19 protein-coding genes are annotated in these 21,064 nt (G+C 45.0%); 14 read left to right on the top strand and 5 right to left on the bottom strand.

The features are described from left to right. Position 1: 1 nt before the first annotated feature. From J4N44_RS23510 to J4N44_RS23490, 5 genes are all read left to right on the top strand, one after another. The gene (locus tag J4N44_RS23510) at positions 2-442 is read left to right on the top strand and encodes a YHS domain-containing (seleno)protein (RefSeq protein ID WP_005452306.1); all 441 of its coding nucleotides are present in this window, start codon (positions 2-4) and stop codon (positions 440-442) included. Positions 443-471: 29 nt separating this feature from the next. Beyond that, entirely contained in the window at positions 472-924 is a 453-nt protein-coding gene (locus tag J4N44_RS23505; RefSeq protein WP_029788541.1) for a hypothetical protein, read from the top strand. Position 925: 1 nt separating this feature from the next. Beyond that, positions 926-2,689 (top strand): bifunctional lysophospholipid acyltransferase family protein/GNAT family N-acetyltransferase, encoded by a 1,764-nt coding sequence (locus tag J4N44_RS23500; protein ID WP_252045289.1) that lies wholly within the window; start codon positions 926-928, stop codon positions 2,687-2,689. 24 nt (positions 2,690-2,713) lie between these two features. Then, entirely contained in the window at positions 2,714-3,181 is a 468-nt protein-coding gene (locus J4N44_RS23495) for a GAF domain-containing protein (protein WP_005452302.1), read from the top strand. A 218-nt stretch (positions 3,182-3,399) separates the two neighbouring features. Continuing rightward, positions 3,400-4,662, top strand: coding sequence for a metal-dependent hydrolase family protein (locus J4N44_RS23490; protein WP_005452300.1), 1,263 nt, complete (start codon positions 3,400-3,402; stop codon positions 4,660-4,662). 509 nt (positions 4,663-5,171) lie between these two features. Here J4N44_RS23490 and J4N44_RS23485 read toward each other — a convergent pair. After that, positions 5,172-5,333: a hypothetical protein gene (locus tag J4N44_RS23485; RefSeq protein WP_252045288.1), complete on the bottom strand. Its 162-nt coding sequence runs from the start codon at positions 5,331-5,333 to the stop codon at positions 5,172-5,174. Positions 5,334-5,569: 236 nt separating this feature from the next. Beyond that, a complete protein-coding gene (locus J4N44_RS23480) occupies positions 5,570-5,890 on the bottom strand; it encodes a hypothetical protein (RefSeq protein ID WP_005452298.1) in 321 nt (106 codons plus the stop codon). A gap of 206 nt (positions 5,891-6,096) precedes the next feature. Between J4N44_RS23480 and J4N44_RS23475 the strand changes: the two genes are divergently transcribed. Together J4N44_RS23475 and J4N44_RS23470 are read left to right on the top strand one after the other, a co-directional pair. Further along, the gene (locus tag J4N44_RS23475) at positions 6,097-7,185 is read left to right on the top strand and encodes a sensor domain-containing diguanylate cyclase (RefSeq protein WP_252045287.1); all 1,089 of its coding nucleotides are present in this window, start codon (positions 6,097-6,099) and stop codon (positions 7,183-7,185) included. 147 nt (positions 7,186-7,332) lie between these two features. Further along, positions 7,333-8,331, top strand: a complete 999-nt coding sequence (locus tag J4N44_RS23470; RefSeq protein WP_252045286.1) for an AraC family transcriptional regulator — start codon at positions 7,333-7,335, stop codon at positions 8,329-8,331. 47 nt (positions 8,332-8,378) lie between these two features. Here the strand turns inward: J4N44_RS23470 and J4N44_RS23465 are convergent, their stop codons facing one another. Then, positions 8,379-9,830 (bottom strand): coniferyl aldehyde dehydrogenase, encoded by a 1,452-nt coding sequence (locus J4N44_RS23465; protein ID WP_252045285.1) that lies wholly within the window; start codon positions 9,828-9,830, stop codon positions 8,379-8,381. A gap of 546 nt (positions 9,831-10,376) precedes the next feature. Between J4N44_RS23465 and betI the strand changes: the two genes are divergently transcribed. The 6 genes from betI to choV all read left to right on the top strand — a co-directional run bounded on the left by betI (position 10,377) and on the right by choV (position 17,232). Then, positions 10,377-10,976 carry a transcriptional regulator BetI gene (gene betI / locus J4N44_RS23460; RefSeq protein WP_252045284.1) on the top strand — a complete coding sequence of 200 codons (600 nt, stop codon included), beginning with the start codon at positions 10,377-10,379 and terminating at the stop codon, positions 10,974-10,976. Between the two features lie 16 nt (positions 10,977-10,992). After that, positions 10,993-12,453, top strand: coding sequence for a betaine-aldehyde dehydrogenase (gene betB / locus J4N44_RS23455; protein ID WP_252045283.1), 1,461 nt, complete (start codon positions 10,993-10,995; stop codon positions 12,451-12,453). A gap of 19 nt (positions 12,454-12,472) precedes the next feature. Further along, complete coding sequence (gene betA / locus J4N44_RS23450; RefSeq protein WP_252045282.1) at positions 12,473-14,173, top strand: choline dehydrogenase; 1,701 nt, start codon at positions 12,473-12,475, stop codon at positions 14,171-14,173. Between the two features lie 29 nt (positions 14,174-14,202). Further along, positions 14,203-15,141 carry a choline ABC transporter substrate-binding protein gene (locus J4N44_RS23445; RefSeq protein ID WP_005530544.1) on the top strand — a complete coding sequence of 313 codons (939 nt, stop codon included), beginning with the start codon at positions 14,203-14,205 and terminating at the stop codon, positions 15,139-15,141. Positions 15,142-15,203: 62 nt separating this feature from the next. Then, entirely contained in the window at positions 15,204-16,046 is an 843-nt protein-coding gene (gene choW, locus J4N44_RS23440; RefSeq protein ID WP_038888377.1) for a choline ABC transporter permease subunit, read from the top strand. Position 16,047: 1 nt separating this feature from the next. Then, positions 16,048-17,232, top strand: coding sequence for a choline ABC transporter ATP-binding protein (gene choV / locus J4N44_RS23435; RefSeq protein ID WP_252045281.1), 1,185 nt, complete (start codon positions 16,048-16,050; stop codon positions 17,230-17,232). Between the two features lie 34 nt (positions 17,233-17,266). On the opposite strand, the gene J4N44_RS23430 is transcribed toward choV, so the two are convergent. Then, positions 17,267-18,211: a CorA family divalent cation transporter gene (locus tag J4N44_RS23430; protein WP_252045280.1), complete on the bottom strand. Its 945-nt coding sequence runs from the start codon at positions 18,209-18,211 to the stop codon at positions 17,267-17,269. Between the two features lie 35 nt (positions 18,212-18,246). Next, the gene (locus J4N44_RS23425) at positions 18,247-19,110 is read right to left on the bottom strand and encodes a universal stress protein (protein ID WP_252045279.1); all 864 of its coding nucleotides are present in this window, start codon (positions 19,108-19,110) and stop codon (positions 18,247-18,249) included. Between the two features lie 240 nt (positions 19,111-19,350). On the opposite strand from J4N44_RS23425, the gene J4N44_RS23420 reads away from it, so the two are divergent. Next, a complete protein-coding gene (locus J4N44_RS23420; RefSeq protein WP_286037171.1) occupies positions 19,351-21,057 on the top strand; it encodes an autotransporter assembly complex protein TamA in 1,707 nt (568 codons plus the stop codon). The last annotated feature ends 7 nt before the right edge of the window (positions 21,058-21,064 follow it).

Here is a 21,064-nt window from a genome sequence, read left to right as displayed (position 1 = left end):
GATGAGAAAATTATTCGCATTACTGATGGTATTAATCAGCTTCTCTTCTTTTGCGGAAGATGAAATTTATACCGGATTTTTTAGTAATAAGGCATTAAGCGGTTATGACACGGTCTCCTATTTTACAGAAGGTCAGCCTGTGAAAGGAAACAGTAACTGGAAAACTGAATACAAAGGGGCAGACTGGTATTTTTCTTCTCAAGATAATTTAAATAAATTTATAGAAAATCCAGAAGCTTATGCGCCACAGTATGGTGGCTATTGTGCATGGGCGGTATCCGCTAAAAATGATTTTGCCCCTGCGGATCCTAAACAATGGGCAATTGTTGATGGCAAGCTGTATCTAAATTACGACGCAGAAGTGAAGCAGTGGTGGGATGATGACCGCGCAGGACATATTGCTGCAGCCGATAAAAACTGGCCAACATTGATTCAGCAGTAATAAGACTCAGAAATAATAAGGTTCATCTCATGACATTTATTCCAAAGAAACATCTACCTTCGATTTTTATTGCTTTCGTTTTTATTCAATCATTATTTTTTAAGTTTACTGGTTCATATGAAACCGATCATATTTTTGGCACGTTAGGAGAATGGTCAGGGATTCATTGGTTTGGTGTTTATGGCGGGTATTTAATTGGGACTGCTGAGTTAATTGCAGCCATTTTACTGTTTACTCGTTTCCATGGTGTTGGTTCAACAATGGCCGTTGGGATTATGACAGGAGCCATTTTATTCCACTTGTTTACGCCGCTAGGTGTTGTCATGCCTGAATTTAGCGCTACGGGCGAAGTGATAGGTAATGATGGTGGATTGCTATTTGGTATGGCTTGCCTTGTTTGGCTATCCGCTATTTTCTTAACCATTCGCGATATTAGAGCTCAGGGCTCTTTTACAAACACCTTGCTAATGAAAGGAGCCTAATATGGTTGAAAGTCCTTTCCGGTTATCAAGAAAAACGCCATTTGGAATAGGTGAGTCTGTTGTCGAGTGGGCTACTGGGCTTTCCAAGTTAGATTCCTTGTACAAGCAAGAACCGTTACCTGAAGATAGTCATTCATTTATGCATGAAGCGCTTGCTCGAATTGGTACTCAATATCGAGTTCAACATGGCAGCTTAGAGAATATTCCCAGTGACGGCTCGGTTTTGGTTGTTGCTAACCATCCGTTTGGTGGAATTGAAGGGATCATTTTAGCTTCCTTGATTTCCCAAGTGCGCAAGGATGTCAAAGTGCTTGCTAACGAACTGTTAAAGCGAATTCCTGAGCTGGATGAATTGTTTATTGGTGTTAATGTGTTTGGTGGTGAAAAGGCAAAGCAAACCAATCGACGAGCAATTAAAGCGGCGAACCAACATCTCAAAGAAGGTGGGGTGTTGATTATCTTCCCTGCTGGAGAAGTCTCTTCTTGGCAAGCCAGTGAAAATAAAATCACTGATAAAACATGGAGTCACTCAGTAGCAAAATTTGTTAAGCATGCTCAAGCGACGACTGTGCCTTTGTTTATAAGTGGTATGAACAGCAAATTATTTTATCAAGCAGGGAGAATTCATCCGCTTCTTAGAACGGCACTGCTGGGACGAGAACTTCTCAATAAGTCGGGTGAGATCATTTCTGTTTCAGTCGGCAATCCAATCCCTTATCGCGAGATACAAGGGTTTGAAAATGATGAAGATATTACCCAGTACTTCCGTTTGAACACCTATTTAATGGGAAGTATGGACAGTCGCAAGGAGCTCACTCAACAAACTCTTCATGCAGAACCAATAATTGCGCCTATTCTTACAGAGACTTTAGAAAATGAACTTCTGGATCTGTCTGAGTTTAAATTATTAGAGCAGGCTGATTTTGAAGTGTACTGTGCGCCTACACCAAAAATGCCGCAAATGATGCGTGAGATTGGGCGCGTACGAGAAGAAAGCTTTAGAGATGTTGGAGAAGGCAGCGGCTTGAGCTGTGATGTCGACCTCTTTGATCCCAACTACCATCAGCTCTTTGTTTGGCATAAAACCAACCGAGAACTTGTGGGTGCTTATCGTTTAGGTCTGGTTGATGAGCTGATTGAACAAGGCGGAATTCATGCCCTCTATTCAACCAGTTTGTTCAAATATGATGAGGCGTTTATCAAAACTCTAGGTTGCTCGATTGAGCTGGGGCGCTCGGTGGTTGCGAAGCAATACCAACGCAACATGCACTCATTGCTCTTATTGTGGAAGGGCATTGCCTCTTTTGTTCAGCGCAACCCAAAGTACACCCATCTCTTTGGTCCCGTAAGCATCAGCAACGATTATAGCCCAGTGGCAAGGCAGCTCATCGCCTCCGTTATGTCGGTTCATTATTACGATAATGACAAAGCCAAATTGGTTTCGCCAACAACGCCTTTAGAGAGAAACGATCAAGAATTTTGGCGACCGGATATGTTGAGCTCACTCTCTCAGTTGCCTTTGTTATCCAAAGTGCTCAGTCGTCTTGAACGTGGTATGGGAATTCCGGTGCTTCTCAAACAGTACCTGAGCATGAATGGCAAGTTAGTCTGCTTTAATGTCGACCCAGCGTTTAACTATACGCTAGATGGTTTGATTGTCGTGGATCTGACTTCGGTGCCGGAGAAAAAGCTTGGTAAATACATGGGTTACGACAATGCCGTGAAGTATCAGTTAGCCCATAAGAAAACGGATTTAAGTGAATAGCTATCTATAGGAGTAAGAAATACGATGCCTTTTATCAAATTAGCCAATTATCGTGATGAGCTGACAGCTCAACTCGAAAATATCGCCCATCAGTTTCAACTGCATTCCTTATTGATTATGGAATCTAAGCCGGATCAAATGGTGGTGTTTGCGGCGAATGAGCAACCTATTTACCACGTTGGTGATGCTGGTCCTAAAAGTAATCAACAAGGCTGTCATGAGCTGTACTGCGAACGCGTCGTTGATACTGCACAGCCGTTGCTGGTGGCGGATGCAAGTATGGATGAAGAGTGGAAGGGCAATGAAGACTTAGTGAAATTTGGTCTCGGTGTGTATTACGGTGTGCCAATCACCTTTAAAGGTGAAGTTATTGGGACGGTGTGCGCACTGAATAATGAGCCTTTCGATTTCGCGAAAGGTACGCCTAGTGCGATTGATCAAATCCATCAACTTCAACTCAACGTAGAGCAGCATCTCCAAGCCACTCACTGATTACTGTGAACTAAAGAAACTCTGACAATTCTTGGTCAGAGTTTCTTTGTTTGTCTGCTTCCTTGGTATTTAACACTCATACTCCGACACTTTTTCTGGTTGTTGTTGATTCACTGCTTAGACCAAGAATGTGCACTTGTCGTGAAATGGCAATTCTATCTCTCAACCGCTCGATATGATGCACCTGTATTGAGACAACTGACTCGGAGATAGAAACCATGAGTATCGTAATTAAAAATGCAAACGTGTTTAACGGTGTGGATGAGCAACTTCTGAAGAACGTGGACCTTCTGATTGAAAACAACTTAATCACACAAATCGGGAAAGTGGATGACTCGAATGCTGAGCAAATCATCGATGCAGAAGGCAAAACGGTGATGCCAGGCTTGATTGATGCGCACGTACACATCACGCTTTCAGCAGGCTTTAATGAGCTAGATGGTATGACGAGAGAAGAGATTGCGATTCGTTCTGCGAGAATTTCTGAAGAGATGTTGATGCGTGGCTTTACGACCATTCGCGATGTTGCTGGCAACACACTGGGCTTGAAAAACAGCATCGATAAAGGTTACGCCAAAGGTCCTCGAATTTTGCCTTGTATGGCGGCGATTTCGCAAACTTGTGGTCACTCAGACTACCGCCAAAACCAAGCGCAAGAACGTCTAGCGAGCGGTCATGAAGACTCGCCACTGATGAAAACGGGCGCGTTTAAAGTCGCGGATGGTCGTGCTGAAGTATTAAAAGCTGTTCGTGAGCAACTGTTTATGGGTGCTTCCCAAATCAAGGTGATGGCAGGTGGTGGTGCATCCTCTACCTTCGACCCGCTGGATACGTTGCAATACACGTTAGATGAAATGAAAGCAGCGGTGGAAGCGGCAAGCGACTATGGTACCTATGTCGCGGCTCATATTCACACAGCACCAGCGATGAAACGTGCAGCAGAAGCAGGTGTAATGTCCTTTGAGCACGCTACTATTATGGATGATGAAATCGCTCAAATTGTAAAAGAGAAAGGCATTTGGCTTGTTCCGTCATACTTCACGTCATCACTGATTGCGGAGCGTAAGATCCCGCTGCCAAACGAAGAGACTTACCGCAAGACAGAACGCGTTGGTAAGGCAATGTTTAAGTCTGCTGAGCTTATCAAGAAATACGATATTCAAAACCTAGCGTTTGGTACTGACTGTGTCGGTAAAGCAAACGTTCATGAAAGTCAGATGCAAGAGCTTGGTGCGATTGAAAAAACGTTCGACACCATCACTGCACTGCGCATGGCAACTTCAAACTGTGGCCGTTTGTTTGAATTGTCGACTTACAAACACCCTTATCAAGAAGGCAAATTAGGTCAAATTGTGGAAGGTGCGTATGCAGATTTACTTATCGTCGACGGGAATCCACTTGAGGGTGTTGATTGTGTAATGAAAGACGAAACTAAGAAAGTCATCATGAAAGATGGTGTGGTTTATAAGAACACATTATAAACAAGTTATCCTGTTTTCAAAGGCGCTCATCGAGCGCCTTTTTTGCGTCTTGGGATTAGAGTGTATGTCACTTTTCAAAAACCTTCTCGGCTAATCTATTGTTGGCTTCATCCATTTGGTTCTTACTGCCAACATCTACTCGTGTTAAACCATCGTGCCCATTTTAAACTCATCCGTATTGGCTATCGAGTGCGCCTTTGTGTTCTTCTAGCATTGAGTTTAGTTATGTTCTACCACGGGAGTGTCGAAGGGAGAACACCATAAATTAAGCGGTATAGGAGAAGACAGAGGCAGAGATTTCATCTCTTAGCGCGACATCGTTACTGGTTGGTTATTAGCTGGCGTGCGTAAAGAAAAAAGATAGGGGAAGGAGATGTCCCAAGCATCTCAAGGCTACTTGGATAAAGCATAAAAGGGTTGATGAAATACAAACAAGGCAAACAAAAAACCGCGCCTTAAATAAGGCGCGGTTCGGACTAAAAAGGTTTTGGTGAAAGGGCTTGTAGGGCTTACTTCATCACATAACGATAGGTTTTGATTACCAACCAGCCAAAGGCTTTGCTTAGAATTTTTACGGCTTTAAAAGCAACTTTACCAATCGTTACAATCAATTCGCCAGTAACAGTAAGGCACGTGTGTAAATCAGTTTGTTTGAACTCTGCGTAAGTCATGTTGGTCTCTCATTTTTAAGTGGGGGACTCCTGTCGCTCAATGCATACCCTGTAGCGATATAGTAGGAATAAGTGAGATTAGGGACTTACCATTTGGCGCCACCTCGCACGTAAAGATAGAAAATGAGTATTGCTTGGAATGGTTATAAATAACCAAGGTGAATTTATGATGAGTGGATTACAGATACAAAAAAGCCACCACTAAACAGTGATGGCTTTGTCGGGCACTTGATCGACTAATATTTTACGAACAACATTTTTCTTAAGCTGTTACAGCGAGATTTATCTAACGGGTCACCAAGGTATTCGCCATCTTCAGCGGCTTTCTTCATTACTAAGGCTCTTGCTCGGTCACCGCTGTCTAGGTCTTGATACTCTTCCAGTGTTTTCAGCTTCAACAAACGGTATTTCGATTTGTCTTTGCCAGAGGCGACGTGGTCGTAGCAATAACTCATTGCTCCTGCATTCGCACCGATCTTGCTGGCGTCTGTAATCGCGTAAGCGTTAAAGCCAATTGTGCTCGTCAATAAGATTAAAAGGGCATTGCGTGCTTTCATTTCTGTTTCCTAATTCAAATAAGTTGACGAATAAGGTAGGGAGAAATGGATAACAAAAATTGCCATTAAGCGACATTTGCGAACAATCAATCACTTTGTCTGTTTTGTCAGAGCGAGGTTAGCGATAAACCAGTGGCGCGAATTGGTAAATTTCTATTCTCCGAATTGAATAACCTCTGCTCATTGAATTATTCGGAGCATACGTCATGAATGCGAGACAATTTACTAACGACAATAAACGGAAGTTGCTGCCCATTGTTTATCTGTTGACGATAACCGGCTGGGGTATTTACACACTTACGTATGATTACAGTTGGCAGGCACTGATGCTTTTTGCCATCGGGTTATTGATGGTTATTCGTAATTATTATCTTGAGAGCGAACGCATTGACGAAAAGATCGCGAGTATTGCCGCGCACTCGGTGATTGGTGTCGTCATTCTTGACCAAGATTTACGAGTCGATTTTGCGAACAAGAGTTTTTCTAAGCTGACAGGTTATACACGCGAACAACTGAATGGTGAAAACCTGCGACAGTATGGCTTCAATTGTTTAAACAAAGCGATGACCAAGTTAGGCGCGAAAGCCAACTGGAAAGGTGAAATCAAAGTGACCAACCGTTTTGGTGACCATCTAACGCTAGATACGCACATTACTCATTATAAAATGGGGATGGGAATGAGCGACCGTTATGTGCTTAGTTTCCGAGACATCAGCCATCGAGTGCGGTTGGAGAATAAACTGAAGAACCTTGCCGAAAAAGATCCACTAACGGGTTGTTGGAATCGCCGTCGTTTCGATAAGGAGTTGGCGCGTCATGCGAGTATTGCTGATCGTTACGCGGTGTCTAATACCGCACTGGTTATTATCGATATAGACCACTTCAAGCAGATTAATGATAAACACGGTCATGATGTTGGGGATGAGGTGATTAAAGACCTCGGGAACTTGATGAAAGCGCAGTGCCGAGAGACAGACATTGTTGCACGTGTTGGCGGTGAGGAGTTTGCTATCATCATGCCAGAGACTAATACTCGCAATGCATTTGAAGCGATTTATCGTCTTAAAGAAATTATTCAATCGAAAAGTGTATTGGGTATTACGATCAGTGGCGGAATTACGACGATCAGCCGTTCTGTAGAGCAAAGCTATCGCCGAGCAGACAAAGCGCTTTATCGTGCTAAGACATTGGGTCGAAACCGAGTGTGTAGCTCTGAAGATGAATCGATACAACAAGTAAGTGTCAAGGCTGAACTGAGCGAGAAACATAGCTCACATCAATGCAATGTGCTTTGACTATCTTCTCAGCATTGACGCTCTATACTTCTATCAGTACTCTCGCTTAAAAGGAAATACCTGAATCAGGAAGTTATGGTTTATGCATAAGTGCATGATTGCATTAAAATTCAAACTCGTAAGCCTTGTTCACCTACAGAGACACTTATGAGATCGATAACCAGCGTACGATTGATTTGTGATACCGCACAGAAGCGAGGTATTCCTTTAGAGGAATGCTTAGCGGGCACAGGGCTGACAGAGCAAGATCTTGTCAAAGACGATCTTAAACTCACCATGCCGCAAGAAGTTGCGGTGATAGAAAACTACGTCAAACTGGCGCCAAGTGAAGTGGGGCTCGGTGCTGAAATAGGTCAGCAAATGCATGTGAATGTGTTCGGCATTTGGGGGTTTGCGATACTAACCAGTCCGACGATGCGTGCGGCGTTCAACACAGCAATCGACTATGTCGCGCTCTCTTTGGTGATTGCCAAACTGACTTTCAAAGAGACGCAAGAAGGTGGTGAGCTGAGCTTTGGCATGTCTGGTTTGTCTGAGCGAGTAACGCCTTTCATCTTAGAGAGGCATACCGCCGTTACGCTTAACTTTATGCGTGAAGCATTACCTTTGTCCGCACTGGAAGACCTTTATCTGAAAACCACGCTAGATAACCCGGAACACATCGACAAACTTAGTCAGGTTCTTGGTATTCATGTTAAAGGCGGGCAATCACACCACGCGTTGGTGATTCCTCATTCTATGCTCAATCAGCCACTGCCAAAAAGCGATCCGGTTACCTTGAAGTTTTGTCTGGAGCAGTGTGATGCCATTGTGGCTCAGGGAGAAGGTGAAGAGAAACAGTGGACCGAGCGCGTGAAAGAAGTGGTTCTCGAAGATATCGCAGAAGAGAAGACGCTCAGTGCGGTCGCGGACAAGCTCTCAATGACAGAGCGAACCTTAAGAAGGCGTTTGAGTGATGAAGGGACAACTTATCGAGAACTGTATGCCAACACGCGTTTGATCATTGCTCGACAGTTACTTGAAGCTTCTTGTTTGAACGTAGAAACCGTCGCATGGCGAGTAGGGTATGCCGAGCCAGCGAGCTTTATTCGAGCCTTTGTAAAGCAGTTCGGTTTCTCACCTGGCAGCATTAAGAAAACGTGTTGATAACAAATAGCCCTAATGACTTTGAGCGTCATTAGGGCTGTTTGGTTCTAGAATTTCTTCAGACGATTCAACTGGAAGTTGGTGAAGAAGTTGAACATCTTATTTCCCCAAGGTGCAGAGATGTACTGGCTCGCATCAAAGCGACCTTTGATCACAATCGATTTTGCTTTCGAGAAGTTCAAGAAGCCTTCTTTACCGTGGTAGTGTCCCATGCCCGAAGGTCCTACACCGCCGAATGGCATATCATCGACCATGGTATGGGTCATCACTTCATTGATACACACGCCGCCTGAATGTGTGTTGTCTACCACTTTCTCAATGCGGCCCTGATCCCAGTCGAAGTAGTACAGGGCAAGCGGTCTATCTTTGCTTTGGACGTATTGAATGGCGTCATCAAGCGTTTCGTAAGGTACTAGCGGCAGAATTGGACCAAAGATCTCTTCACGCATCACTCGCATGTCGTGAGTGACATTCTTAACCACATGCATAGGCAGTTTACGAGTCCCAGAGAAGTCTTCGTTTGCTGGGTTTATCACCATCACTTCTGCGCCTTTTTGATTCGCGTCAGCAATGTTTTCAGCCAGTCTATCGCGCTGCCTCTCTGTAATAATGGAGGTGTAATCTGGGTTGTCACGCATGGTTGGATAATGCTTGGAGATGGCGTTTTTGAATGCTTCTGCAAACTCATCCACCTTGCCATTTGGCACTAAAATGTAGTCGGGTGAAACGCAAACTTGCCCAGCGTTGATACCTTTACCAAAAGCGATGCGTTTAGCCGCTTCTTCAATAGGGAAGTCTTCGTGGATGATGGCAGGAGATTTGCCGCCCAATTCGAGAGTCACAGGAGTCAGGTTCTGTGCTGCCGCCTGCATTACAATGCTACCAACCTGAGTTGAGCCAGTGAAAACAATATGATCAAACGGCAATTTGGTGAATTCAGTCGCGACTTCAACGCCACCATTGACCACGACAACCTCGTCAGAGGTGAAATATTCGGAGATCATTTGCTTCATCACTTCACCCGTCTTTGGGGCAAATTCAGAAGTTTTGATCATTGCCAAATTACCCGCCGCCAGCGCGCCAGCCAAAGGTGATAAACCTAAGAAAATAGGGAAGTTCCAAGGTACAACAATGCCGACGACACCGAGTGGTTGGTAATGCACTTTGGTTTTCGCGCCGAACAACATCAAAGGCGTTTTGCGACGAGATGGTTTCATCCACTTACGCAGGTTTTTCTTGTTGTAATGAATTCCTTCAAGAATAGGCAGAAGCTCGATCATCAAGGTTTCAGCACTTGAGCGCCCATTGAAATCTTGATCTACCGCGTCTATGAGACGGTCTTGATAGGCTAACAAAGCTGAGTGCAGTCTTTGAAGACGTTCAATACGCATGCCAGCGCTTGGATTTGGAATGGTTAAGAAAGCACTTTTCAATGTTTCTAACGTTGGACGAAGCGCCGCTTCTGGTTGGTCAATGTCGTAAAGTGGTTGAGCTGACATATCTGACTCCTCATTAGTATCTGCGTTTATGGGATTCAGTATGTCTTTGGCAAAGTGAACTTCACATGTTGATAGCGGACATTTTATTGTCCAAACCGGACAACAAAAACAAAGAATGTCATCAAACTGAATGATCTTGACTGCCACAAGGTGTTTACATCCTAGTGCAATGAACTTGATGTGATGAAGTGGTATGCCATTCCTTGGTCAATTAACAAACTTAAAAATAAAATGTGTAGAAAATATTTGAGCTCATTGTATTTGTCTTTGTTTGTACTTTTGATAAGAACGGGGTCTTCATGAGTCTTTGTATCTATAATTTGCGTTATAAAAATTCTAATTGTTGATTTTAAAGGTTTTTATTTTTCTGTTTTTACGTATTAAATCTTCGTAAGCTCTATCTTTTCTCAAGTTTTAGTAATGATTGTAGTCGAAATGATTCGGCTGTACCTGTCATTTTTTCTAGATAATTAGTTTGAGTTCGAACTAAATTTAAGGCATTTTATATTTAACTAACCGTTCAATTAAAAATAACAAGGATGCAAAATGCCCAAGGTTGGGATGCCTGAAATCAGAAAACCGCAGCTAGTCAAAGCGACGATGTCGGTCATCGACAGAGTAGGTTTGCACGCCGCGAGTATCTCGTTGATCAGCAAAGAAGCAGGGGTATCAACAGGGATCATTAATCACTATTTCGGTGGAAAGCACGGCTTGTTAGAAGAGACCATGCGTGAAATCCTGCGCCAGCTTTCTGCCACCATCAAAGAGAACTTAAGCCAGCTGCCAGCTGATGCGCATCATCAACGTATTAATGCCATCATCGACGGCAACTTTGTGGGTTTCCAAGCCGAGAACCAAGTGGCAAAAACTTGGTTGGCATTCTGGTCGTACTCCATGCATGACGTGCAACTCAAACGTCTGCAACGAGTGAATGAACGACGACTCCTTTCTCATCTAAAAAAAGAATTAAAAGCTTTGCTGGATAAAGACCAAGCAGAGCTCGTAGCGCATGGTATTGCGTCACTGATTGATGGCATTTGGCTGCGCGGAACGCTCAACCCGCAAGGCATCGATGCCGAGAAAGCGCGCGTCATCATCAACGACTATCTCGATAAACAGCTCACCTTCTACTCAAAACTAAAATAAAGAGTCAAACCTTCAAATGGATATGAAAGCACACTACATCGATGGTGCCATGCACCTAGGATGCTCAGAAGAACACTTCACCACATACAATCCAGCCAATGGTGAACCGCTTGCAAATGTGAAGCAGGCTAACCAGCAAGACATGCAAGCGGCAATTGAATCTGCCAAACGTGGTTTTGCGATTTGGTCTGCAATGACGGCGACAGAACGAAGCCGCATTTTGCTTAAAGCGGTGGCGCTACTTCGTGAAAGAAACGATGAACTGGCGGCACTAGAAGTCGCGGATACGGGCAAGCCAATTCAGGAAGCGAATTGCGTAGACATTGCAACGGGCGCGGATGTCATTGAATACTACGCAGGCCTTGCGCCTAGCATGCATGGCGAACAGCAACCGCTGAATGAATCGCAGTTTTTCTACACTCGCCGCGAGCCTCTGGGCATTTGTGCAGGTATTGGTGCGTGGAACTACCCAATTCAAATCGCGATGTGGAAATCTGCCCCTGCGCTTGCTGCGGGTAATGCGATGATCTTTAAGCCATCAGAAGAAACACCGTTAACCGCGCTCAAACTGGCAGAAATCTACAGCGAAGCAGGGTTGCCAGATGGCGTGTTCAACGTCATTCAAGGTGATTACCGAGTAGGGCAGATGCTCACTGCACATCCAGACATCGCTAAAGTCTCTTTCACAGGTGAATCCGGTACGGGCAAAGTCGTGATGGGTGACAGCGCCAATACGCTAAAGCAAGTGACCATGGAGCTTGGCGGTAAATCTCCAATGATCATTTTTGATGATGCCAAGCTAGACGATGCGGTTTCTGCAGCAATGGTCGCAAACTTCTACACCCAAGGTGAGGTTTGTACACACGGTACTCGCGTGTTCGTTCATGAAGGTATTTATGACGATTTCGTCGCTCAACTTAAGAAGCGTACTGAACTGCTGGTGGTTGGCGATCCGCTTGATGAGCAAACCCAAATTGGCGCACTAATTTCCAAAGAGCACGAATCAAAAGTACTTTCCGCAATTGAACAAGCGAAAGCAAGCAAAGCAACGCTACTAACCGGCGGCTACAAAGTCACAGAAAACGGTTTGGCGAGCGGCAATTTTGTTGTGCCAACGGTTTTCATTGATTGCGAAGACGACATGCCGCACGTGCAGCAAGAGATCTTTGGTCCTGTGATGTCAGTGCTTAAGTTCAGTGATGAAGACGACGTGATTGCACGCGCTAACAACACCGATTACGGACTTGCAGCTGGTGTGTTCACGCAAAATCTCTCTCGTGCACACCGCGTCATTCATCAAATCCAAGCTGGCATTTGTTGGATTAATACCTGGGGTGACTCTCCAGCTGAAATGCCCGTTGGCGGTTACAAACTGTCTGGCATTGGACGTGAAAACGGCGTTGAGACCCTTAAGCATTACACCCAAACCAAGAGCGTGTTAGTGCATTTGGGCGATTTTGACAGCCCTTACGCGTAATCAGTCTGGAGGATTTGTAATGCAACAACACTACGATTACATCATCGTCGGTGCTGGCTCGGCAGGCTGTGTTTTGGCGGATCGCCTGAGTGAAAGCGGTCAGCACCAAGTCCTACTGCTGGAAGCAGGTGGCTCAGACAAGAGCATCTTCATCCAAATGCCAACGGCGCTGTCTTACCCAATGAACACCGAAAAGTACGCATGGCAGTTCGAAACTGTTGCGGAAGAGGGACTAGACGGACGCCAACTGCATTGTCCACGCGGCAAAGTGTTAGGCGGTAGCTCTTCGATCAACGGCATGGTTTATGTTCGTGGTCATGCTTGTGACTTTGACGAATGGGAAGCGGAAGGTGCAAAAGGCTGGAACTACCAAGCTTGTCTGCCTTACTTTCGTAAAGCGGAAACATGGACAGGCGGCGCAGACGAATACCGTGGCGACAGCGGTCCAGTAGGGACGTGTAACGGCAACGACATGAAGCTGAATCCACTCTACCAAGCATTTATCGAAGCGGGTAAAGATGCAGGTTACCCAGAAACGCAAGATTACAACGGTTACCAGCAAGAGGGCTTCGGCCCTATGCACATGACAGTAGACAAAGGCGTGCGCGCTTCTACCTCTAACGCTTACTTAAGCCGTGCAAAAAAGCGCAGCAACTTCACCTTGATGAAAGGCGTAACTGCTCATCGCATTTTACTTGAAGGTAAGAAAGCGGTCGGCATTGAGTTCGAGCAATCCGGCAAGATCAAACAGTGTTTCGCCAACAAAGAAGTGGTGTCGAGCGCAGGTTCTATCGGTTCGGTACAACTGCTGCAACTTTCGGGTATTGGTCCTAAGACTGTGCTTGAAAAAGCGGGCATTGAAGTGAAACACGCTCTAGAAGGCGTGGGTAAGAACTTGCAAGACCACCTCGAAGTGTACTTCCAGTATCACTGTAAACAGCCGATAACGCTTAACAGCAAGTTAGGTTTGATCAGCAAAGGTTTGATTGGTACGGAGTGGATTTTGACGCGCAAAGGTCTGGGCGCAACCAACCACTTTGAATCGTGTGCGTTCATCCGTTCTCGTGAAGGATTGAAATCGCCAAACATTCAATATCACTTCCTACCAGCAGCAATGCGCTATGACGGGCGTGCGGCATTTGATGGTCACGGCTTCCAAGTACATGTTGGTCCAAACAAGCCAGAGAGTCGCGGTAGCGTTGAAGTGGTTTCTGCCAACCCAAATGACAAGCCAAAAATCGAGTTCAATTACATCTCGACGGAACAAGATAAGCAGGATTGGCGAGACTGTATTCGTCTAACGCGTGAAATCCTCAACCAACCTGCAATGGATGCGTTCCGCGGTGAAGAGATCCAACCGGGTCTTAACATCACCAACGATGAAGCGATTGATGAATGGGTGAAGCAAAACGTGGAAAGTGCTTACCACCCTTCGTGTAGTTGCAAAATGGGTGCAGACGATGACCCAATGGCAGTTCTGAATGAAGCCTGCCAGGTGCGCGGCATTGAAGGCTTGCGCGTGGTGGATTCATCCATCTTCCCAACCATTCCGAATGGCAACTTAAACGCTCCAACCATCATGGTCGCAGAGCGTGCCGCGGACATGATCTTGGGGAACGTACTCGAAGAATCGAATAACACACCGGTTTGGATTGCTCCGAACTGGCAAGAGACGCAAAGAATGCGTCCGCCGAAAAGAGACTTAAGCTCAATCTCATAAAGTCAGTAATCATTACAAGGAATTTAAACATGTCTACGATGACAAAAATCTTTTCATCTATCGCGCTGAGTGCAGTAGCGACAGGTGCTTACGCTAACCAATGTGAAACTGTTCGATTTGCCGATGTAGGCTGGACAGACATTACTGCAACCACAGCGGTTACCTCTGAACTGCTCAAAGGCTTGGGCTACAAAACCAAGACCGACCTTCTGTCTGTACCTGTGACGTACTCTTCAATGGCAAACGGCGACATCGACGTATTCCTAGGTAACTGGATGCCAACCATGGAAGGCGATATCGCCAAATACCGTGAAGCTGGCACAGTGGAAACCGTTCGCGCAAACCTTGAAGGCGCGAAATACACACTAGCTGTGCCAAAGTACGTGTATGACGCAGGCGTGAAAAGCTTTGCAGACTTGGCAAAAAATGCCGACAAATTTAAAGATCGTATCTACGGCATCGAGCCGGGTAACGATGGTAACCGTTTGATCCAAGATATGATCGACAGCGATGCATTTGGCTTGAAAGACTTTAGCCTAGTGGAATCAAGCGAAGCGGGCATGGTGTCTCAAGTGTCTCGTGCTGTGCGTCGTAACCAATGGATCGTTTACCTAGGTTGGGCACCACACCCAATGAACAGCAATGTTGAGATGGAATACCTATCTGGCGGTGACGACTTCTTTGGTCCTAACTATGGTGGTGCAAATGTTTACACTAACGTGCGCCAAGATTACCTATCTGAGTGCCAAAACGTGGGTCAACTGCTTAAGAATCTAGAGTTCAGCCTAGAGATGGAAAACCAGTTGATGGAAGCGATTCTAAACCAAAAACAAAAGCCAGCGAAAGCGGCGCAAGAATGGTTGAATGCTAACCCACAACAATTTGAAGCGTGGCTAGAAGGCGTGAAGACGCTAGACGGCAAAGATGCAAAACAAGCGATTACTTCTTACCTAAAAACAAACGCTTAATCATTCCTCTCTTTAGGAAAAGGTGGGCAGCGATGCCCGCCTATTAACACAAAGGTTTTATTGTGAATTTTATTACGGACAACAAACTTCCGTTGGGCGAATGGATGGAAACAGGCGTGGATTGGTTAACCATGAACGCGTCGGGTTTCTTTGATGCTATCTCTATTTTTCTCGAAACCATCATTCTATTCGTGGTGGATATTTTCAAATGGATGCCACCGGCAGCACCTATCATCATGACCGCAGCGATTGCGTGGTTCCTACACCGCAGCATTCCTTTAGTTGTGTTTATCGTGCTGGCGCTACTGACTATTCTTAACCTCGGCTACTGGCAAGAAATGCTGGAAACCTTTGTTCTCGTCTTCGCTGCGACAACGATTTCCGTATTAATTGGCGTGCCGCTTGGCATTATGGCGGCGCATCGCCCGTGGTTGTACACCTTATTGCGCCCGATACTCGATTTAATGCAGACCGTACCAACGTTTGTGTATCTGATCCCAACATTGGTTCTGTTTGGTTTAGGCATCGTTCCGGGGCTGATTTCTACTATTATCTTTGCCATCGCCGCGCCGATTCGTCTCACTTACCTTGGCATCACAAAAGTGCCAGAAGAGCTGATTGAAGCGGGTAAAGCTTTTGGTGCCAGCCGCATGAAATTGTTATTCAAAGTCGAACTTCCAGCGGCTCTGCCAAGTATTATGGCGGGTATTACCCAGTGCATTATGTTGTCGCTTTCTATGGTGGTGATTGCTGCGCTAGTCGGTGCCGATGGTCTGGGTAAACCAGTCGTACGAGCACTGAACACCGTGAACATTTCTCAAGGTTTTGAAGCGGGTTTAGCGATTGTTTTGGTCGCGATAATTCTCGACCGTTTGTGCAAAGCACCAAACCAAAAGGAGGCATAACATGGATGCAATTACAATTGAAAACCTCGACGTTGTGTTTGGTCAGCAGCAAGAGCAAGCATTAGCGCTTTTAGACCAAGGTAAGTCGCGCCAAGAGATCATTGATCAAACCGGACAAGTGGTTGGTGTTGATAAGGTCTCAATGAGCGTCAAACAAGGTGAGATCTGTGTATTGATGGGACTTTCCGGTTCGGGTAAATCCAGCTTACTTCGTGCCGTTAATGGTTTGAATGAGATCTCTCGCGGCTCCCTCAAAATCAAAGATGGTGAAGATATGGTAGAGCTTGCCAATTGTGACGAGCATACTCTACGTAACTTGCGTACTCATCGCGTGTCGATGGTGTTCCAAAAGTTTGCGCTGATGCCGTGGTTGACTGTATTGGATAACGTGGCGTTTGGTCTTGAGATGCAGGGCATTGGCAAAGCGGAACGTCGAAAAAAAGCGCGTGAACAACTAGAAATGGTTGGGCTAAGCGAGTGGGAGAGTAAGTTCCCGCATGAGCTTTCTGGCGGTATGCAGCAGCGTGTTGGCTTGGCTCGCGCTTTTGCTATGGATACCGATATCTTACTAATGGATGAACCGTTTTCTGCGCTCGACCCACTGATTCGCGCTCAGCTTCAAGATGAATTGATTCAACTGCAAGAAAAGCTCAACAAGACGATTTTGTTTGTGAGCCATGACTTAGATGAAGCGCTGAAAATCGGTAACAACATTGCCATTATGGAGTCGGGCAAACTGATTCAACACGGCAAGCCTGAGCAAATCATCCTTGCGCCAGAAAACGACTATGTGGCGGACTTTGTGGCTCACACTAATCCGCTTAACGTGTTGAAAGGTCGTTCATTGATGCAAGCCAGCACCGAGCTTAAGCAGCAAAATGACCGCGTATTGGTGTGTGCAGATAAGCAGATTTGGGTCGAGCAAGAGCTGAAAGGTGTCACGCTAGTGGATTCCGATAAGTCATTGGTGAATTGGGAAAGCGATTCAACCACGCTCGATGACATCGGCGAAAGCACGGTCGTTCAAGCTAACCCAGACATCAGCATGCGTGAGGCGATTGAACTGAAGCAACGCAGCAACCAGCCGATATTGCTAGTAGAAGAGAACAAGCTAGTGGGTGTGTTGAGTGATAATGAGTTGTACGACGCGCTGCTTGGTAACTTTAAGTCCAAGCAAGTAGCGTAGGCCGATTACACTTTGGAACAATAAAGAGCCGCTATCATGGCTCTTTTTTGTTTGTGAAGCCTAAATACTTTAGTAAAACCACCTCGAGCCCAAATATTACAACAAGAGCGATACAAAACCATGTAAATGCCATCGAGGAGTCGACGCCAGGCATGCCTCCAATATTGATTCCTAGTAGGCCAGTTAAAAAGCTAGTAGGTAGGAAGATGGTAGCGACCAAGGTGAAGAGATAACTATTTTTGTTTGTCTTTTGATCCCGTAGGTGCCTAATTTCTTCTTGAAACAGCTCGATCTCTCCAAGAAAGAAATCGATGGTTTCGTTAATTCGAATGATATTGTTATGAGCAAACCGATACTGGTGTGGCCTTGTTGTCACTAATGGGACTTCAGACTCAATCAAATCTCGAATCGCGTATTGCTGCGGCCGTATGAATCGCTTTATTGAAATCAGTGCTTTTTGCGCTGAAATATGGTTGTAAGTTGACTCATCACTTACGTCGAATTCGTTCAATGTATTCTCGATAAAATCCAAGTACGTATCAATCTTGCCGTTTAACCCATCAATAATATAGTTCAACAGGCTAGCAAGGCTTTGCGGTCCCTTCCTTTCCGCTAGAGCCTCTCTAATATCCATGATCGCTCGGGATGGTGTTTTACGTGTTGAGATTAGTGCGCCGTTGTAATAGAGAATTCGGATACTAAGCATGTCTTCTGGTGACGCGTTAGCGTTCATATTGACACCGCGTAAGATGAGCAAAAAGTTTTCTCCATCCAGTTGATGGAAAGAAGGGCGGCTCTCGTCTGCAAGCAAGTTATCTATCGTCGATCTTGGTATTGCGTTGAACTCTAGCCAGCCTCGGATAGCGAGGTGACCTCTTTCACAGTGATACCAATGATCAGCTTCTATGACTTCAGTTGAGTTCTCCTTTTTTATCGGTTTTTCACTCGAAAAGTCCCAATGTTCGATTATGAAACTCATAATTGCGTCCTTGTAATAGGAGGGAGAGGTAGCTTTTAATGCTCAGCTACGAGCAGCATATCACATGGAGGAGATTGTAATAGGCTATCTACGGTACTTCCCATCCAGTAACGAGATGCGCTGCTTCTTCGGCATGCACCAAGCACTAACAGCGTTCCTTTGTGTATTTTCACTGCTTCAACAAGGGCGAAGTCAGGGTTTCCTCTGATGAAGGTTAAGGGAACCGAGTTAAGTTTTTTATCTTTGAGGAAGTCCAATACCCCTTCTTTCTGGCTTTGTAATATTTCTCGACTGAATTCTGTCAAATATTCCGCGACGTATTGGCAATAAACAAGCTTGAAACTTTGTGCCAGTGTGTCAGAAAGACGCAATCCTGCTTTGATTATTGCCCGATCTATAGTGCCGCTTTCGTCGTCCCTGTGTAATGGATCTATCGCTCCGAGCACTAGGGTTGATGTTGACCACGACTTGTCAGTGAGTAAGAACAAGTTTTTGTTCTCGGTTATCAAAGCTGACATCAGCTCGTGCGATATATTGATACTCTTTGCGTCAACAAAGAGCGTGTTGTTATTACCTGACTCTCTGATCAGCTGTGAGATCCATTTCCGTCCGTCCAAATGTATAAAATCTAGCTCGTATTTTAAGTCTTCTTCTTTCGCTATAAGAGCAACTTTTTCAAGTACTTGTATAGTCCAATTTAAGTATCTATCGTTTGTACGCTTGGCATCTCGCGCTTTATCACTAATGAAATCAAAAAAGGTGTGATCTTCGCTTCTACGATAATCCTCTCCATAAATCTTGATAGGCGAATTTGTCTTAGAGGCGTAAACAAGAGTCTTTATCAGCACCTTTCTTGATGGAATAATTGAAGTTTTCAGAAGCAAGTCCACAGTCGGCATGAGCATCTCCTATTTATGTTTATGACTTTTACCGTTTCTACTGTATTCACAAATCAAACGTTTGAAGCGTGTATCGCGTGACTTGTTTTAGTTTAGGAGAGAAAGAGTAAGAGTGGTGCGGAAGGTGCATGAGGTTATCTTCTCGTAAGCGTTTGTAGGTAATCATCCTACATACACGATTAACGTGATTTCTGTAGTACGTTTAGCCTAGTTGAGTGTCAAACTCACTTAGGCAGATCTGTGGCTTCTCTTGTCCAAAAACTTGTTGGAATTTCTGTATTCGCTTCTCTTCCTTTTGGTGACGCTTTGGCAGCAGAATTTGCTATACAAGGCTTATCAAAACCACTGGAGAAGAACCTAGAATATTACCTCTCGCCATTAGCTGAAGTGCCGGCTGAAAACCTTTCTATTAGCCAACTCAATAAGCTGGTTAGGTCAGCGTTAAATCCTTTTGGTTACTACCATTCCAAGCTCAGAGTTCAGAGATCAGAGAATGATCTCATCACGCTTGAGGTTGACGCGGGGGAGGTGATGTTGGTCAAAAAATCTAATATTGCTGTGTCGGGGGAGGCCAGTAACGATCAAGATTTCATCGAACTAATCAATCAAGCTCAACTTAAACAAGGGCAGCCGTTGCTTCATTCTGAGTACGATACGCTAAAGCGAAACTTGATTTCTTTGGCTCAGCAAAAAGGTTACTTGGATGGACGTTTTATCGAATCGTCTTTGGAAGTCATTCCAAGTTTGAATCAAGCTCATGTGAATCTGCATTTCTCTAGTGGTTTTCGTTACCAATTTGGAGAGCTGTCTGTCCTTACGTCGGGTATCGAAGCTGCACGAATAGAAGCGATGAGAACGTTTGAGCGGGGCGACGATTTTGATACTTTGAAATTGAGTCAATATCAGGCCGACCTCTCCAGTACTGATTGGTTTCGCAGTGTGATTGTGAAAGCGGATTTCGAGGAGATATCCGATGGTCATAAGGTGCCGATAGAAGTGCTCGCAGAGCCGAATTCACGCAATATTGTGCAAGTCGGTGGTGGGTATTCGACAGACTTAGGATTACGCGCTTCGCTGAACTGGACCAAGCCTTGGTACAACTCACGTGGACACAGTTTTGAGGCACAAGCGTACGCTTCCAAACCGGAACAATCACTATTACTTGGTTACAAAATTCCCACCCAAAATGTTCTAACGGATTACTACGGGATTCAGTTTGAATCTAAGCATGTCGACTATCGAGATACATCGAGTTTTTCTAATGATTTATCGTTTGAGAAGCACTGGCAGTTAGACAGTGATTGGCAAAGCACCATGCACGTTCGTTATTTGCAAGAGAGTTATCGACAAGCGTCGGAGAATAACGAATCACAGTTGTTATTACCGGGGGTGACATTTTCACTGCTTGATCGCAAGAACGATCAATTAGAAGTAAAGCACCGTCACGTTTACTCATTGGAATACTCAGACCCTAATTTTTTCTCCGATTCTCGTTTGCTGCGTATTGAGGGCAATAGTGTGCTGTCTTGGGATATTAGTGAAAAACACAAGTTTCACTCTCGTTCCAATGTTGGCATTAATGTCGCTGACACTTTGAGCGATATCCCATCATCATTACGCTTCTTTGCGGGAGGTGATGGCAATCTTCGTGGTTATGGTTATGAGTCTATCTCTCCGAGAGATGAAAATGGCGATTTAACCGGTGCTCGTTACATGTTTACTGCTGGGCTGGAATATCAATATCAGGTCTACCGCCAACTGTGGCTTGGGGCATTCTATGATGTCGGTGATGCCTTCAACGATAAGGTGGATTGGAAAAGTGGTACAGGGTTGAGTTTGATATGGAATTCAAAATACGTGCCCGTCAAAGTGGATTTTGCTTACGGGTTAGATGCTCCTCAAGGAGACCAATTCCGCGTTCACTTCTCACTAGGCACGCAGTTTTAGCGGGCAT

Source organism: Vibrio sp. SCSIO 43155 (assembly GCF_023716605.1).
GTDB classification, from domain to species: domain Bacteria; phylum Pseudomonadota; class Gammaproteobacteria; order Enterobacterales; family Vibrionaceae; genus Vibrio; species Vibrio harveyi.
Note: the sequence above shows the minus strand (reverse complement) of the source record. Positions and strands in the feature narration are given on the sequence as shown.

Coding starts and splice junctions, on each gene's coding strand:
- J4N44_RS23490 (WP_005452300.1), top strand. CDS start 3,400: ATGAGTATCGTAATTAAAAATGCAAACGTGTTTAACGGTGTGGATGAG.
- betA (WP_252045282.1), top strand. CDS start 12,473: ATGCAACAACACTACGATTACATCATCGTCGGTGCTGGCTCGGCAGGC.
- betB (WP_252045283.1), top strand. CDS start 10,993: ATGGATATGAAAGCACACTACATCGATGGTGCCATGCACCTAGGATGC.
- J4N44_RS23430 (WP_252045280.1), bottom strand. CDS start 18,211: ATGAGTTTCATAATCGAACATTGGGACTTTTCGAGTGAAAAACCGATA.
- J4N44_RS23485 (WP_252045288.1), bottom strand. CDS start 5,333: ATGACTTACGCAGAGTTCAAACAAACTGATTTACACACGTGCCTTACT.
- J4N44_RS23465 (WP_252045285.1), bottom strand. CDS start 9,830: ATGTCAGCTCAACCACTTTACGACATTGACCAACCAGAAGCGGCGCTT.
- J4N44_RS23470 (WP_252045286.1), top strand. CDS start 7,333: ATGAGATCGATAACCAGCGTACGATTGATTTGTGATACCGCACAGAAG.
- betI (WP_252045284.1), top strand. CDS start 10,377: ATGCCCAAGGTTGGGATGCCTGAAATCAGAAAACCGCAGCTAGTCAAA.
- J4N44_RS23445 (WP_005530544.1), top strand. CDS start 14,203: ATGTCTACGATGACAAAAATCTTTTCATCTATCGCGCTGAGTGCAGTA.
- J4N44_RS23475 (WP_252045287.1), top strand. CDS start 6,097: ATGAATGCGAGACAATTTACTAACGACAATAAACGGAAGTTGCTGCCC.
- J4N44_RS23510 (WP_005452306.1), top strand. CDS start 2: ATGAGAAAATTATTCGCATTACTGATGGTATTAATCAGCTTCTCTTCT.
- J4N44_RS23425 (WP_252045279.1), bottom strand. CDS start 19,110: ATGCCGACTGTGGACTTGCTTCTGAAAACTTCAATTATTCCATCAAGA.
- J4N44_RS23495 (WP_005452302.1), top strand. CDS start 2,714: ATGCCTTTTATCAAATTAGCCAATTATCGTGATGAGCTGACAGCTCAA.
- choV (WP_252045281.1), top strand. CDS start 16,048: ATGGATGCAATTACAATTGAAAACCTCGACGTTGTGTTTGGTCAGCAG.
- J4N44_RS23500 (WP_252045289.1), top strand. CDS start 926: ATGGTTGAAAGTCCTTTCCGGTTATCAAGAAAAACGCCATTTGGAATA.
- J4N44_RS23480 (WP_005452298.1), bottom strand. CDS start 5,890: ATGAAAGCACGCAATGCCCTTTTAATCTTATTGACGAGCACAATTGGC.
- J4N44_RS23505 (WP_029788541.1), top strand. CDS start 472: ATGACATTTATTCCAAAGAAACATCTACCTTCGATTTTTATTGCTTTC.